Annotated in this window: 13 protein-coding genes; 3 read left to right on the top strand and 10 right to left on the bottom strand. The window is 63.4% G+C overall.

Features of this window, described 5'->3' with window-relative positions:
• The 3 genes from AB0H22_RS24575 to AB0H22_RS24585 are packed head-to-tail and all read right to left on the bottom strand — an operon-like array spanning position 1 to position 3,343.
• Positions 1–909 (bottom strand): acetaldehyde dehydrogenase (acetylating), encoded by a 909-nt coding sequence (locus AB0H22_RS24575; protein WP_180751246.1) that lies wholly within the window; start codon positions 907–909, stop codon positions 1–3.
• Between the two features lie 6 nt (positions 910–915).
• Positions 916–1,701 carry a 2-keto-4-pentenoate hydratase gene (locus AB0H22_RS24580; RefSeq protein ID WP_180750885.1) on the bottom strand — a complete coding sequence of 262 codons (786 nt, stop codon included), beginning with the start codon at positions 1,699–1,701 and terminating at the stop codon, positions 916–918.
• A complete protein-coding gene (locus tag AB0H22_RS24585) occupies positions 1,694–3,343 on the bottom strand; it encodes an FAD-binding protein (protein ID WP_358149807.1) in 1,650 nt (549 codons plus the stop codon). The genes AB0H22_RS24580 and AB0H22_RS24585 overlap by 8 nt, the downstream gene beginning before the upstream one ends.
• Positions 3,344–3,440: 97 nt before the next feature.
• On the opposite strand from AB0H22_RS24585, the gene kstD reads away from it, so the two are divergent.
• Positions 3,441–5,120, top strand: coding sequence for a 3-oxosteroid 1-dehydrogenase (gene kstD / locus AB0H22_RS24590; protein ID WP_255485993.1), 1,680 nt, complete (start codon positions 3,441–3,443; stop codon positions 5,118–5,120).
• A gap of 9 nt (positions 5,121–5,129) precedes the next feature.
• Complete coding sequence (locus AB0H22_RS24595) at positions 5,130–5,987, top strand: MaoC/PaaZ C-terminal domain-containing protein (RefSeq protein ID WP_180750883.1); 858 nt, start codon at positions 5,130–5,132, stop codon at positions 5,985–5,987.
• Between the two features lie 9 nt (positions 5,988–5,996).
• On the opposite strand, the gene AB0H22_RS24600 is transcribed toward AB0H22_RS24595, so the two are convergent.
• Positions 5,997–6,755 carry a hypothetical protein gene (locus AB0H22_RS24600; protein WP_180750882.1) on the bottom strand — a complete coding sequence of 253 codons (759 nt, stop codon included), beginning with the start codon at positions 6,753–6,755 and terminating at the stop codon, positions 5,997–5,999.
• A gap of 221 nt (positions 6,756–6,976) precedes the next feature.
• On the opposite strand from AB0H22_RS24600, the gene AB0H22_RS24605 reads away from it, so the two are divergent.
• Positions 6,977–7,663: an Rv3717 family N-acetylmuramoyl-L-alanine amidase gene (locus AB0H22_RS24605; protein ID WP_358149822.1), complete on the top strand. Its 687-nt coding sequence runs from the start codon at positions 6,977–6,979 to the stop codon at positions 7,661–7,663.
• Positions 7,664–7,668: 5 nt separating this feature from the next.
• Here the strand turns inward: AB0H22_RS24605 and AB0H22_RS24610 are convergent, their stop codons facing one another.
• Genes AB0H22_RS24610 through AB0H22_RS24635 form a run of 6 tightly spaced genes read right to left on the bottom strand, consistent with a single transcriptional unit; the run spans position 7,669 to position 13,688 of the window.
• Positions 7,669–8,829 carry a lipid-transfer protein gene (locus tag AB0H22_RS24610; RefSeq protein WP_180750881.1) on the bottom strand — a complete coding sequence of 387 codons (1,161 nt, stop codon included), beginning with the start codon at positions 8,827–8,829 and terminating at the stop codon, positions 7,669–7,671.
• On the bottom strand, positions 8,826–9,218 hold the full coding sequence (locus tag AB0H22_RS24615; protein ID WP_358149811.1) for a MaoC family dehydratase: 393 nt from the start codon (positions 9,216–9,218) through the stop codon (positions 8,826–8,828). Before AB0H22_RS24615 ends, AB0H22_RS24610 begins: the two co-directional genes overlap by 4 nt.
• Positions 9,215–10,171 carry an OB-fold domain-containing protein gene (locus AB0H22_RS24620; RefSeq protein ID WP_358149814.1) on the bottom strand — a complete coding sequence of 319 codons (957 nt, stop codon included), beginning with the start codon at positions 10,169–10,171 and terminating at the stop codon, positions 9,215–9,217. The genes AB0H22_RS24615 and AB0H22_RS24620 overlap by 4 nt, the downstream gene beginning before the upstream one ends.
• A complete protein-coding gene (gene fadE29, locus AB0H22_RS24625; RefSeq protein WP_180750878.1) occupies positions 10,168–11,331 on the bottom strand; it encodes an acyl-CoA dehydrogenase FadE29 in 1,164 nt (387 codons plus the stop codon). Before fadE29 ends, AB0H22_RS24620 begins: the two co-directional genes overlap by 4 nt.
• A gap of 12 nt (positions 11,332–11,343) precedes the next feature.
• The gene (locus AB0H22_RS24630) at positions 11,344–12,405 is read right to left on the bottom strand and encodes an acyl-CoA dehydrogenase family protein (RefSeq protein WP_358149816.1); all 1,062 of its coding nucleotides are present in this window, start codon (positions 12,403–12,405) and stop codon (positions 11,344–11,346) included.
• Between the two features lie 23 nt (positions 12,406–12,428).
• Complete coding sequence (locus AB0H22_RS24635) at positions 12,429–13,688, bottom strand: cytochrome P450 (RefSeq protein WP_180750876.1); 1,260 nt, start codon at positions 13,686–13,688, stop codon at positions 12,429–12,431.
• Positions 13,689–13,730: the final 42 nt, after the last annotated feature.

The raw sequence follows: 13,730 nt of genomic DNA on the forward strand, positions 1-13,730 counted from the left end.
TTACGAAACCTTCGCTGATAGAAGTTCTTTGGCGATTTCCTCGCCGACCTTGGTCGCGGCCGCGGTCATGATGTCCAGGTTCCCGGCGTACGGCGGCAGGAAATCGCCCGCACCCTCCACCTCGACGAAGGTGGTGACGACGTGGTTGCCGCCGTTGACTACCGAGGGCTCGTCGAACTGCGGCTCGTTGAGCAGCCGATACCCGGGCACGTACTGCTGCACCTGGCTCACCACATCGTGGATCGACGCCGTGATCGCATCCCTGTCCGCGCCCTCCGGGATCGCGCAGAAGATTGTGTCGCGCATGATCATCGGCGGATCGGCCGGATTCAGGATGATGATGGCCTTGCCGCGCTTGGCGCCACCGATCACCTCGACACCCTTGGACGTGGTCTTGGTGAACTCGTCGATGTTGGCGCGCGTGCCCGGCCCTGCCGAAACAGACGCCACCGACGCCACGATCTCCGCGTAGGGCACCTCGACTACTCGCGACACCGCGTACACGATCGGAATCGTCGCCTGGCCACCGCAGGTGATCATGTTGACGTTCGGGGCATCAAGGTGTGCGCGCAGATTCGCGGGCGGCACAACCGCAGGACCCACCGCGGCGGGCGTCAGGTCGATCGCCCGGATCCCGGCTTCCTCGTATCGCGGTGCCGCGGCCTTATGCACGTACGCAGAGGTCGCCTCGAACACCAAGTCGGGCTTCTCATCCTGCGCCAGCAGCCAGTCGACGCCCTCGTGCGAGGTTTCCAGCCCGAACCCGCGGGCGCGCTTGAGGCCTTCGGACTCGGGGTCGATCCCGATCATCCACCGCGGCTCCAGCCACTCGGACCGCTGCAGTTTGTACAGCAGGTCGGTGCTGATATTTCCCGAACCGACAATCGCTACAGATGCCTTGCTCACAATTCTCCTCTACTCGAAAGCCAGTCGGACCGAACCAAGTCCGGCGAACTCGGCCAAAAACTCGTCCCCCGGATGGGCGTCAAATGCCCGTGTGCACGACCCCGGCAACACCACGTCGCCCGCACGCAAGCGCACACCAAACGACGCCACCTTGCGCGCCAGCCATGCCACCGACGTCACCGGATTGCCCAGCACCGCGTCGCTTCTGCCCTCAGCCAACTTCTCGCCGTTGCAGGTCAGCACCGCATCGATCGACTTGATGTCGATGTCCTTCGGCGAAACCCGTTGCTTGCCAATGACAAACCCGGCCGAGGATGCGTTGTCGGCGATGGTGTCGCAGATCTTGATCTGCCAGTTGGTGATCCGGCTGTCTACCACCTCGATGGACGGCACGTACGCGGCAGTCGCGGCCAACACATCATCCTCGGTGCAATCCTCACCGGGAAGATCAGCAGCCAGGATGAATCCGACCTCCACCTCCACCCGCGGGAACAGGAACTTGGACGCCGACGCCGCGACATCCTCGAATAGCTCCATATCGGCCAGCAGATGCCCGTAGTCCGGCTCGTGGACACCCATCATCTTCTGCATCGCCTCGGACGATAAGCCGACCTTGTGCCCGACGACCTTGGCACCGTCCGCTAGGCGAGAGCGAATATTGGCGAGCTGAATCTCGTAGGCGTCCACGACGCCGAAATCCGGGTAGGTGTCGGTGGGCGGCCCAATGGCCACCCGGGTGCGCTCGGCCTCGGCCAGATCGGCGGCAATGGCCTCACGAACTTCGGAACTAAGCATCTACGCGCCTTCCAGTCTCGGTCCCCGCCCGGCGCCCGGAAAAGACGCAGTCGGCTAGGGACAACCCGCTCACATACGAATTGGAGCAGATACCCACCGCCGCACGTCCGGCGGCATAGAGCCCCGGGATGGCGTCGCCGGATGTCGTCTGCACGACACCAGTCTCCTCGTCCACAACCAGCCCGCCAAGAGTCAGCATCGGGCACGGATTCAGCATGTTGGTCTTGATGGACACGTTGAACAGATAGAACGGTCCCTGCCCGATCTTGACACGAAAATCGTCGGGCTTCCCCATCGGATCCGGCGCGCCGCCGTCAATAGCGTCATTATGCTCGGATACGGTGCGCGCCAAGGCTTCCGGATCGATACCCGCCTTGGCCGCCAACTCCTCGATGGAGCCGGCCTTCTTGCGCCCCACATTGAGGAACGCCTCGGCCTGTATCCGCTGGAACCACAGCGTCTGCGAACCAAGCTGCTGACGAGCCCGCTTCAGCAGCGCCTTATCGGCCACCAGATACCCCACCCCACCGGCCTGCTGCACAATCGCCTTGCCCAGCGCGGCGCCATAACGCGATTCGTCAACCATCCGCTGCCCCTTGGCATCCACCAACAACGAGCCAAGGAATGCGGCGGTTGGCACGATGAAACGCCAGGCGGAGATCTCGTCGAGGTGCCCGGTGGCTGCATCCAACGGCGCCGCGAGCTTCAACGCGGTTCCGTCGTCACCCGCAGTACCCAGCTGCAACCCGTCCCCGTACGCCGGGGCATATCGCTCCACCAACTCACGATTGGCGATGAACCCGCCGGAGGACAGGATCACCCCGTCGTTGGCGCGGATCTCAAACGGCTTGGCGAACCGACGCTCCAACGCATAGGCAGGCCCCTCCAATGCCTTTCGCATCGGTGGGTAGTAGATGCCGGGTTTAGTGGCGTAGCGCGTCAAACGCGCGTACGTCCGTTGCACCCAACCCGGTGCGTCCTTCAGCGTCGCCCCCCGCACCCCGACGACACGACCGCCCTCGATGATCAGATCCGTGACCCGGGTCTGCCGCCACACGTCGGCACCCAAACGCTCCGCGGAGGCCGCCAACGGCGCGAAGAGCGCCTTACCGGACACGCCGCGGCCAAAGGCCCGATGTCCGCGTTGACGAGGGGGCGTCACCGTGCGCGCCATCCCAGAGGATTCGCTGCCGGAAAAATAGAGGTAGTAGTCGTTGGTGGGGTACGAAGTCTTGAACGGAGCCAGCGAACCCTCGAACGGCACTCCGTAACCTTGTAGCCAATCCAGGGTGTCGACGCTGCCGTCGACGAAACGGCGCAACGTCTCGGGTTTCACAGCGTCCCCGACCTCCAGCTGCAAGTACTCCAGCATCAGCTCCGGGGTGTCCTCAACGCCCGCGTCGCGCTGAATGTTCGTCCCGCCGCCGGCGTAGTAAATGCCCCCTGAAATGGCGGAAGCCCCGCCACCGTCGAATCGCTCCAAGATCGTGACGGACGCACCGCGTTCGAGCGCGGCCAGGGCGGCCGCCGCTCCGGCCACTCCGTACCCGACGATGACAACATCCGGGGAGGGCACAGCGGGCACATCCAACCGACCCGGCACTGGGCCTCCCTCATCGTCATATAGCCAAAACAGCAACATGTTTCTGTTTTCACCGCAACATCAAAGTGTCGGAACGATGAAACCACAGGCCAGCGCCGGTAGCGCCGGGCCGCCTCAATTCTATAACGTGTTCTACATGACTGAGCAGGAGTACGACGTCGTCGTCGTCGGGAGTGGTGGCGCCGGCATGGTTGCGGCGCTCACCGCGGCACACAACGGGCTGAGCACCGTACTGATCGAGAAGGCCCCCCACTTCGGCGGATCGACCGCCCGTTCCGGTGGTGGCGTCTGGATCCCCAACAACGAGGTGCTCAAGAAGGCCCGACAGACCGACACCCCCGAGGCGGCCCGCGAGTACCTCTACAACATCATCGGCGATGTCGTGCCCCGCGAGAAGATCGACACCTATCTCGATCGCGGCCCGGAGATGCTCTCGTTCGTGCTCGCGAACTCCCCGCTGAAGCTCGACTGGGTGCCCAACTACTCCGACTACTACCCCGAGGCGCCGGGTGGACGTGCCGCCGGACGCTCGGTGGAGCCAAAGCCTTTCGACGCCAAGAAGCTCGGTGACGAGCTGCCCAACCTGGAGCCACCGTACGGCAAGGTTCCGCTGAATGTCGTGGTGCGCCAGCAAGATTACGTGCGGCTGAACCAACTCAAGCGCCACCCGCGTGGCCTGCTGCGCAGCCTGCGCGTCGGCGTGCGCACGTTCTGGGCGCAGGGCACCGGCAAGAAGCTCGTCGGCATGGGGCGTGCGCTGTCGGCGGCACTCCGTATCGGCCTGCGCGACGCGGGAGTTTCAGTGAAGCTCAACACCGCGTTGACCGATCTCTACATTGAGAACGGCACCGTCAAGGGCGTCTACGTGCGCGATAGCAATGGCGCCGAGTCCGCCGAGCCGACGGTCATCAAGGCACGCAAGGGCGTCATCCTGGCCTCGGGTGGTTTCGAGCACAACGAGCAGATGCGCGTGAAGTACCAGCGCGCCCCCATCACCACCGAGTGGACTGTCGGCGCCAAGGCCAACACCGGTGACGGCATCCTGGCGGCCGAAAAGCTGGGCGCTGCGCTCGAGTTCATGGAGGACTCGTGGTGGGGCCCGACAGTTCCGCTGGTCGGCCGGCCATGGTTCGCACTGTCCGAGCGCAACTCCCCCGGGTCGATCATCGTCAACGCGTCCGGTAAGCGGTTCATGAATGAATCGCTGCCCTACGTCGAGGCCACCCACCGCATGTACGGCGGCGAGTACGGCCAAGGCGCAGGTCCGGGCGAGAACCTGCCCGCGTGGCTCGTCTTCGACCAGGAGTACCGCAACCGGTACATCTTCGGCGGATTGCAGCCGGGACAGAAGATTCCGAGCAAGTGGATCGAGTCGGGTGTCATCGTCAAGGCCGACACCATCGAAGAGCTAGCGGAATTGGCGAAACTCCCCATAGATGCGTTAGCGCAGACCATCGAGCGGTTCAACGGCTTCGCCCGCGACGGTGTGGACGAGGACTTCGGCCGCGGCAAGAGCGCCTACGACCGCTACTACGGCGACCCCACCAACAAGCCGAACCCAAATCTGGGTGAGCTCAAGAAGGGCCCGTTCTACGCGGCCAAGATGGTGCCGGGAGACCTGGGCACCAAGGGTGGCGTGCGCACCGACCTCCAAGGCCGGGTGCTGCGCGATGACAACAGCATCATCGAAGGTCTTTACGCCGCAGGCAATGTCAGCACTCCGGTGATGGGTCATACCTACGCCGGCCCGGGCGCCACCATTGGCCCAGCCATGACGTGGGGTTACCTCGCCGCGCTCGATATCGCCGGCAAGTAGGGTCGGCTCATGCCTATCAACGTCGATATCGCCCTGGGCGCTGCTGTCGAGCCCGCGGAATTCTCCTGGACCGCATCCGATGTGCAGCTGTATCACCTGGCGATTGGTGCAGGCGCCGATCCAGTCAGCGAGACCGAACTGCGGTACCTACAAGACAAGACCCCGCAGGTGTTGCCGACGTTCGCGACCGTCGCCTCCGGTTTCCACGCGGTGGAGCCCCCCAAGGTGTCGTTCCCGGGTATAGAGATCGACCTGGCCAAGATCCTGCACGGCACCGAGCAGGTGACCGCGCACCGCGCCTTGCCACCCTCGGGTACCGCGCGGTCGGAAGGCAAGATCGTAGAGATCTGGGACAAGGGCAAGGCTGCCGTTATCGTCACGGAGACAACAACTTCCGACGACCAGGGGCCCCTGTGGACCATCCGTCGTTCGATCTTCGCGCGCGGCGAGGGCGGCTTCGGCGGCGAAAGAGGTCCGTCCGCTGCCGGTGGTGCTCCCGAACGCGCGCCGGACCTGGAAGTTTCGACGCACATCCTGCCGCAGCAGGCGCTGCTGTACCGGCTCTGCGGCGACCGCAACCCGTTGCACTCCGACCCCGCCTTCGCGGCAGCGGCGGGATTCCCCCGTCCGATCCTGCATGGGCTGTGCAGCTACGGCGTGGTCTGCAAGGCGGCCGTCGACGCGGCGCTGGACGGTGACGCCTCGCGGGTGACCTCATATGCCGCGAAGTTCGCGGGTGTGGTGTTCCCGGGCGAGACACTCAAGACCCGCATCTGGAAGGAAGACGGCAAGCTGCTGATCTCTGCAGTCGTGGCCGAGCGTGAGGACGCTCCCGCACTGGCCGATGTGGAGCTCACCTACAAATAGCCGTTCCGGCTAGTACCACCGTATTCCGCGGTAGCGGTTCACCCCCAGCGCAAGCACGGTGCCGATGCTCCAGACCGCGATACCCAAGCCGAGTTCCATGAGGGATCGCTCGGTAAGCGGCATGGAGTGGAAAACGTTGCGCCCGAATATGGCCCGTGGAATACCTCCTACCGGTGCCACGAGGTAGTAGACGCCATATGGCAGGGCCAGATAGATGAGCCATCGCGCGGTGACCAACAGGTCGCCCCGTTGCCGCCAACGCATCCGCAGCGGCCGAGCCACCATGGGCAGCAGCACCGACACCAGATTGCCCAGGCCCAGCCAGCTCACGATGTGCACGGCGACATCGGGCACCGTGATCGCGGTCTGGGTTGCCTGCTGCCGGTGGATGGTCAGGAAAGCCGTCAGCACAAGTGTCGGTAGCCCGGCGACGAGAAACAGTGCGATGTTCTTGACCAGCAAGACATGTAGAAGCGACCGATGACCCCGCAACGCGTGCCTGACTCGATCGGCGTCCAGACCGAGCATGTTGGTCACGGACACGTCGGCAAAGATGAACATGGCGAAGTAGGTCCCGACGAGTAGCGCCCAGTCGCGCTTGCGTCCGTGTTGGGCGATCGGCTGCCAGATGATTAGGTAGGCGATCGACAGCGCGAGGTTCAGACCCAATCCCTCGAGCCATCGACGTGGCGGCTGAAAGGTCTCGGCAAGGTCCCTGCGCAGGCGGGTCAGCACGCCCGCCGCGGTCGAGGCCTCCCGATAGATCATCGACCAAGCATTACCGGGGTTTCTGTCAGAAAGCTGTGACTGCGATACGGTCTCGTCTCGGCCACAGTTCAACCGAGCCACATGTCCGAGCACCGTACCCCAGGTTCGGCGCATACCTTTCCCGCGTGCAGACCTCCCCGTGCGGTCCCGCCAAGCGGTCCCGCTGCCTCTCGCGACGCGATGTCCTCAAGTACGCCTCGAGCGTGCCCGTCCTGTTGAGCATGCCGGCCATGCTCTCAACCGCCGCCCTGGCCCATGCCCAATCTCCCATCGCGGGCAAGATCGTCTTCCTCGACCCCGGCCACAACGGCGCCAACGACGGCTCGATCACCCGGCAGGTCAGTGACGGCCGGGGGCGCACCAAGGACTGCCAGACCAGCGGCACCGCCACCGATGCAGGCTTTCCTGAGCACACTTTCAACTGGAATGTGGTGTTGCACATCCGCCAGGCCCTTACCGGGGCCGGTGTTCGCACCGCGCTCTCACGCGGCAACGACAACGCACTCGGACCATGCATCGACCAGCGCGCCGCTAACGGCAACTCCTTCAATCCCGATGCGATTGTCAGTATTCATGCCGATGGCGGCCCCCGAGACGGCCGGGGATTTCACGTCAACTACTCGAATCCGCCGATCAACGAAGCGCAGGCGGGTCCGTCGTTGCGCTTGGCCAGCACCATGCGCGATCAGCTCAAGACCTCCGGATTCCAGCCGTCGACCTACCGTGGAAACGACGGTCTCTATGGGCGTTCCGACCTAGCCGGGTTAAACCTGGCCCAGTACCCGGCAATCCTCATCGAGTGCGGAAACATGAAGAACGGCGACGACGCCGCGATGCTGTCCAGTCCGGATGGCCAAGCCCGTCTGGCGGCGGCGATCGCTCAGGGCATAGCCAGGTTCCTGAGCTGAGTCGATTACCCCAGGATGAGGCCGGAGGTCGGCACCCCGGTACCGGCGGTGACGAGGACATGTTCGACATTCGGCACCTGGTTGACGGACGTGCCGCGCAGCTGACGCACACCCTCGGCAATGCCGTTCATGCCGTGGATGTAGGCCTCGCCGAGCTGACCGCCGTGCGTATTGATCGGCAGCTTCCCGCCCAGCTCGATGGCGCCGTTGGCGACGAAATCCTTGGCCTCGCCCTTATCGCAGAAGCCCAGCTCTTCGAGCTGCAGCAGGGTGTACGGCGTGAAGTGGTCGTACAGGATCGCGGTTTGAATGTCATTGGGCGTCAAGCCACTTTGCGCCCACAGCTGCCGGCCGACCAGGCCCATCTCGGGCAGCCCAAGCTCGTCACGGTAGTACGAGTACATGGTGAACTGGTCATCGCTCGACCCCTGCGCGGCGGCCTCGATGATTGCCGGACGATGCTTCAGATCGCGCGCACGTTCGGGAGTCGTCACGACGATCGCCACCCCACCGTCGCTTTCCTGACAGCAGTCGAGCAGTCGCACCGGGTCGGCGATCATCCGCGAGTTCTGGTGGTCCTCAATGGTGATCGGCTTGCCATAGAAGAAAGCCTTTGGATTGGTGGCCGCATGCTTACGGTCGGCCACCGACACGGCACCGAAATCGGCACTTGTGGCGCCGTATTCATGCATGTACCGCCGGGCGATCATCGCCACCGATGCCGCCGGTGTGCTCAACCCGTGCGGGTACGACCAGCTGTACTCCACCCCGCGCGAGTCAGCCGTTGAACTGAGTCCGGTCATCACCTGGCCGAACCGAAACTCCGAACGCTCGTTGAATGCACGGTATGCCACAACAACTTCCGCGACACCGGCGGCAACTGCCAACGCGGCCTGCTGCACCGTCGCGGCTGCCGCCCCGCCGCCGTAGCCGATCTGGCTGAAGAACTTCAGCTCGCCGATACCCGTCGAGCGGGCGACTGCGGTCTCCAGGTTGGAGTCCATGGTGAAGGTCACCAAGCCGTCAACATCCGACGCGGCTAGCCCGGCATCGTCCAGCGCGTCCAGCACGGCTTCCGACGCCAGGCGCAGCTCCGAGCGTCCAGACTTCTTGGAGAAATCGGTGGCGCCGATGCCCGCGATGGCGGCCTTACCCGAGAGACTCACTGTCCCGCTCCGATCGTCAGCTTGACCTTGGCGGTGACGTGATCACCAAGGCTGTTGCGGCCCACCACATCTACCTCCACGAGCCCGTCCTCGACGGCCGACACCTCACCGGAGAACACCGTGGTGTCGTAGGCGTACCAAGGGACGCCCAGACGCAACGCGATGGACTTCACACGCGCAGACGGGCCCGCCCAGTCGGTGACGAACCGCTCCACCAAACCGGTGTCAGTGAGGATATTGACGAAGATGTCCTTGGAACCCTTGGCCTGCGCCAGATCGCGATCGTGGTGCACATCCTGGAAGTCACGGGTCGCCAACGCGGTCGACACGATAAATGTCGGAGTGCCTTCGAGTTTCAGCTCGGGCAGCTTCTCGCCAACGATACTCACGCTGCCTCCCATGCGTATAGGGTCCACGCCGGACTATCGCCCTCGGCCGGGAAGTCGAGATATGTCACCTGAACGGGCAACCCGATTACGACATCATCGGGTGAGACGCCGCGGAGCTCCCCGAGCATCCGGACACCTTCCTCGAGCTCGACCAGGGCGATCACGAAAGGCAAAGTACGCCCGGGAACTTGCGGCGCATGATGCACGACGTAGCTGTACACCGCACCCTTGCCGCTGGCCACCTGGTACTCGACGGGCGCCTCTTTGTCCTGCCAGACCGCAGGTACCGGCGGGTGCTGCAACGAGCCGTCGGGCCGCTTCTGCAGACGCAGCTCGTGCGCGGCGACGCCTTCCCAGAAGTAGGCGCTATCGCGCGACCAGGACGGTCGCATCAACTTGGACGGATCAAGGTCTTCGGGCACATCCGATGTGGGCTTCGCGCCCGGTCGGAACTTCATAATGCGCCAATTCATTTCGGCGACAAGCTCGTCGCCGACCGTCCACTCGACGTGGATGTTGATAAAGAAACTCTCACCCAGCGCGGTCTGCTTGGGTCCGAAGATGTCGCTCACCTCGTTGGTGATGCTGACTTCTTCACCCGGCGCTAAGTAACGGTGGTAGATCTGTACGGAGTTGGTCGCGACGACCGACTCGTACCCAGCTCCGTCCAATAGCTCCATTGCACGACCCAGCGGGTCGTCGGTGGCCTGCACCTTGTGCAACCCGCCCATGGTCCACACCTGCGCCATCGCCGGCGGTGCGACGATGCCGGGATGCCCTGCGGCACGGGCCGCTTCATCGGACACGTAGATGGGGTTCTTGTCCCCCATCGCCTCGATCCAGTTGTTGATCATCGGCTGGTTGACGGGGTCGCGACCCACCTTGGGTGTACTCGGCCCGTCGGCCTTGATCTTGGCCGCACCCTCTTGAACCTGAAGCACTACATCAGTCATCGCGGAACCCTCGGGGTTCCTAGTCCTGCGGTTGCAACCATCTCGCGCATAACCTCATTCACACCGCCACCGAAGGTGATCACCAAGTGGCGCTTGGTCTGTGCATCAAGCCATTCAAGTGTCTCGGCAGTGTTCGCGTCCGCGGGATCGCCATAGCGGCCCACGACTCCTTCGCTCAACCGGCCGAGTTTCTGAATCCATTCGGTGGCAAGGATTTTCGTCGCCGCCGCATCCGCCATGCTGATGTCGTCACCCGACGAGGCGACCTGCCAGTTGAGCAGCTCGTTGAGCCGCCATACTGCCTTCATCTCACCCAAAACGCGGCGGACATCATCGTGTGACAGCGGCGCGACACCGTCGGCCCCCGGCTTCGCGGCCCACTCATATACCCGGTCGTACATGCCGGCAATTCGCCCAGAGGGGCCCAGTGAAACCCGCTCGTGGTTCAGCTGGGTGGTGATGAGCTTCCAGCCCTGATTCTCCTCGCCCACTAACATCTCCACCGGCACCCGGACATCGGAGTAGTAGGTGGCGTTGGTGTGGTGTGCACCGTCGTTGGTGATGATCGGCGTCCACGAGTAACCCGGATCTTTTGTGTCGACGATGAGAATCGAGATGCCCTTGTGCTTGGGTGCATCCGGATCGGTGCGACAGGCCAGCCAGATGTACTGGGCCTGGTGTGCGCCGGTGGTGAAGATCTTCTGCCCGTTGACGATGTAGTGGTCGCCATCGCGAACCGCGGAGGTGCGCAAGGACGCCAGGTCCGTTCCCGCCTCCGGCTCGGTATATCCGATGGCGAAATGGATTTCGCCGGCCAGGATTCCGGGTAGGAACTTCTTCTTCTGCTCTTCGGTGCCGTACTTCTGCAGGGTCGGACCGACAGTCTGCAGTGTCACCAGGGGCATCGGGACATCGGCGCGGATGACCTCGTTCATGAAGATCTGCTGCTCCAGCGGACCGAATCCGTGTCCGCCATACTCCTTGGGCCATCCGACACCGAGCCAGCCGTCCTGACCCATCCGACGCACGACGGCCTCATAGGACGCGCTATGACGGTCGACCATCATCCCGCGGGTCTCGTCGGAAGTGACGAGATTCGAGAAATACTGCCGCAGATCGCTTTGCAGCTTCGCCTGTTCCGGCGTGAGATCAATGAGCATCGTCGAGTCCAATCAGACTTGCGCCGCAGCGAGTACGTCAAGACGCTCGGAGGAACCGCCCACCAGACGGCTCAGGTCCTTGATCGTCGAGTAGTAGCGATTCAAGGGGTAGGTGATATCCACGCCCAGACCGCCGTGCAGGTGATGGCAGATCTGCATGACCCGCTGCGCCTCCAAGGCCATCCAGAACGCCACGATGTCCAGGTCCTCGGTCGCATCGAGCGCTGCCGACAGCCGCCACACCGCAGATGTGACACCGAGATTCAGTGTCCGCGACACCACGTACACATCTGCCAGCTGCTGCGATACCGCCTGGAAGGTAGCCAGCGGCTTGCCGAACTGTTCCCGGTTCGACACATGGTCTGCAGTAAGACGCAAAGCGCCGGAAACCAATCCATCCGCGTAGGAACCAACAGCTGCCAAAACAAGGTGATTCAGCCGATCAACCGACCCGCTCAACACATCCGACGCAGGTACCGAGACATCGGAAAAGGTCACCGCGTATTCGGCAGCCTTACTGGCCGTAGGCGTCCGGGCGATTGTCACGCCCGGGGTGTTAGGTGCCACCACAACGACGCCATTGTCGGCGGTGACAAGTATCCAATTCGCCTCGGCCGCATGCAGAACGCCGATCTTGCGGCCGTTCAACACCACCGAGGACCCATCGCGTACGGCGGACACCGAAGGCGTGAAAGGAACGGCTCGGCCCGGTTCATTCAGAGCCGCCGTCAGGATTCCGCCGGAGCCCACACCGGCAAGGTACCTATCCTGCTGCTCGTCAGAGGCCAGTTCCACCAGGGGAACCACACCGAACCCGAGAGTGGACAGCGCCGGCGTCAGGGCGCCGTGCTTACCGAGCACCCGGAGCGCCACCGATACCTCGGCAAGGCCCAGTCCGTCACCGCCCAGTCGTTCCGGCAGCGCAAGATTCAGGACCCCGTTGTCAGCCAGTGCCCGCCAGACAGGTTCGTCGTATCCGATCGCGGGCACTACGCCGATGAATTCACGATCGGCAAGCACCGTTTCGACCACATCGGAGACAGCCTGCTGCTCCTCTGCAAAAGCGAAATCCATAGCGTGCGTTTCCTTTTGAATAACTACTGCAGAACCGGGCAACCGCTAACGCCGGTGAAGTCAACCGGCCAGTGCTTGATGCCGTTGAGCCAGCCGGACTGCAACCGCTTCGGATCGCCTGCCGGAGCCAAGTTCGGCATGTGATCGGCGATGGCGTTGAACATCAGGTTGATGGTCAGACGAGCCAGGTTGGCCCCGATGCAGAAATGCGCACCGCTGCCACCGAAACCCATGTGCGGGTTGGGGTTACGCATGACGTTGAAGGAGAACGGATCCTCGAACACCTCTTCGTCGAAGTTGGCGCTGCGGTACATCATCACCACGCGCTGCCCCTTCTTAATCTGCACGCCACCAAGCTCGGTGTCCTCCAACGCCGTCCGCTGGAAAGACGTCACTGGGGTTGCCCAGCGGACGATCTCATCGGCGGCAGTCTCGGGGCGCTCCTTCTTGTACAGCTCCCACTGCTCCGGGAACTGGGTGAAGGCCATCATGCCCTGGGTGATCGAGTTGCGCGAAGTCTCGTTACCGGCCACTGCCAGCATGATCACGAAGAAGCCGAACTCGTCATCGGACAGCTTGCCCTCGCCCTCGACCTCGGCGTTGATGAGCGTGGTCACGATGTCCTCGCCCGGGTTCTCGGCCTTCTGCTTCGCCATCTCCATCGAGTAGGCCAGGATCTCCATCGACGAGACCGCTGGGTCGATATGAGAGAACTCAGGATCGTCATACGAGGTCATCTCGTTGGACCAATTGAACAGCTTGCCGCGATCCTCGATGGGCACCCCGAGCAGCCCAGCGATGGCCTGCAGCGGCAGTTCACAAGAGACCTGCTCGACGAAGTCCCCGCTGCCGCTCGCCGCCGCCGTCTTCGCGATCTGTTGAGCGCGCTCGTTCAGCTCGTCACGCAACCGACCAATGGCACGCGGAGTGAAACCACGGGAAATGATCTTGCGCAAGCGCGTGTGGTGCGGGGCGTCCATGTTCAACATGACGTAGCGCTGCAGCTCGATCGCCTCGCGCGTGATGTCGTCCTGGAACCGCGGGATCGCGGTGTTTTCCCAGCTGGAGAAGACGTCACTGCGTAGCGACACGTCCTTGACGTCCTTGTGCTTGGAGACGACCCAGTATCCGCCGTCGTTGAAGCCGCCAACTCCCTCTGGCTGTTCCTGCCACCAGATTGGAGCCGTCTTCCGTAGCTCCTTGAGCTCCTCGATCGGGAGCCGTTCTGCGTAGATCTCCGGGTCGGTGAAGTCGAAACCGGCGGGAAGGCTGGGGTGCACCACGTTGAACTCCTATGGCCTTTCGGGGCGTCTTTCAGGGACGAT

Origin of the sequence: Mycobacterium sp. NPDC050853 (assembly GCF_040653875.1) — a bacterium.
GTDB lineage: Bacteria > Actinomycetota > Actinomycetes > Mycobacteriales > Mycobacteriaceae > Mycobacterium.

Bases quoted from the DNA above. Each gene is read 5' to 3' on its own strand.
- AB0H22_RS24600 (WP_180750882.1), bottom strand. From the start codon at position 6,755: ATGATCTATCGGGAGGCCTCGACCGCGGCGGGCGTGCTGACCCGCCTG.
- AB0H22_RS24605 (WP_358149822.1), top strand. From the start codon at position 6,977: ATGCCGGCCATGCTCTCAACCGCCGCCCTGGCCCATGCCCAATCTCCC.
- AB0H22_RS24595 (WP_180750883.1), top strand. From the start codon at position 5,130: ATGCCTATCAACGTCGATATCGCCCTGGGCGCTGCTGTCGAGCCCGCG.
- AB0H22_RS24620 (WP_358149814.1), bottom strand. From the start codon at position 10,171: ATGACTGATGTAGTGCTTCAGGTTCAAGAGGGTGCGGCCAAGATCAAG.
- AB0H22_RS24630 (WP_358149816.1), bottom strand. From the start codon at position 12,405: ATGGATTTCGCTTTTGCAGAGGAGCAGCAGGCTGTCTCCGATGTGGTC.
- fadE29 (WP_180750878.1), bottom strand. From the start codon at position 11,331: ATGCTCATTGATCTCACGCCGGAACAGGCGAAGCTGCAAAGCGATCTG.
- AB0H22_RS24580 (WP_180750885.1), bottom strand. From the start codon at position 1,701: ATGCTTAGTTCCGAAGTTCGTGAGGCCATTGCCGCCGATCTGGCCGAG.
- AB0H22_RS24585 (WP_358149807.1), bottom strand. From the start codon at position 3,343: ATGTTGCTGTTTTGGCTATATGACGATGAGGGAGGCCCAGTGCCGGGT.
- kstD (WP_255485993.1), top strand. From the start codon at position 3,441: ATGACTGAGCAGGAGTACGACGTCGTCGTCGTCGGGAGTGGTGGCGCC.